Source organism: Candidatus Frankia alpina (assembly GCF_902806485.1).
Taxonomy (GTDB): Bacteria; Actinomycetota; Actinomycetes; order Frankiales; family Frankiaceae; genus Frankia; species Frankia alpina.
The window spans coordinates 1-559 of record NZ_CADCWT010000561.1 but is presented as its reverse complement, the minus strand read 5'-3'; the positions used below and the strand labels follow the sequence as shown (position 1 = coordinate 559).

Genomic DNA, 559 nt, shown 5'->3' with positions numbered 1-559 from the left:
CCCCTCCGACGCGGCCGTCGTCCGGGTCTGGCGGGCGACGTCGACGGTGGCGGTGACGGTCCTCGACGGGCTGTCCCCGGCGTGCGTCCCGTTCGCCTCCTGGTGGGATGCGGAGGCCGGCCGGCGCCGCCAGCTGCGGACCCCGGAGCATCGGGGGGCGTGGATCGCAGCCCGCCAGGGCCGGACGGTGGCCTCGGTGGCGCAGGCCCGCAGCCAGTGCAAGACGGCCCGGGAGGCCTCCGCCAACCCGTTGGCCGCCCGCCGCCGCGCCGCCCGCCTCGCGGCCAAGAGCGCCAAGGGCCACAGAAGGGCCGCCAGGGCCGTCGTGAAGTCCGCCCGGAACTACCCGGCGGCGCTCTACCAGCGGGCCCTGCAGGCGCATGCGGCTCATGCGGTGCCGGCGGGGGTGGTGTCGTGGCTGTCGTCGCAGGACTGGCCCGTGGAGATGTCCGCCGGCCTGCTCGGCCTGCACGCCGCCGGCCTGTGGCTGGGCCGCCGCCACGCCGCGGCCCCGGCCGCACTGGAGGAGTCGACGAGCGCCGAGGAACGCCAACTCCTT

The 559-nt window shown here is 77.6% G+C and carries 1 protein-coding gene; it reads left to right on the top strand.

Translation table 11 applies throughout. From position 1 onward, the window contains the following. Positions 1 to 559: hypothetical protein (locus G6R25_RS24500; RefSeq protein ID WP_205447459.1), on the top strand; the 559-nt coding region annotated here is incomplete at both ends.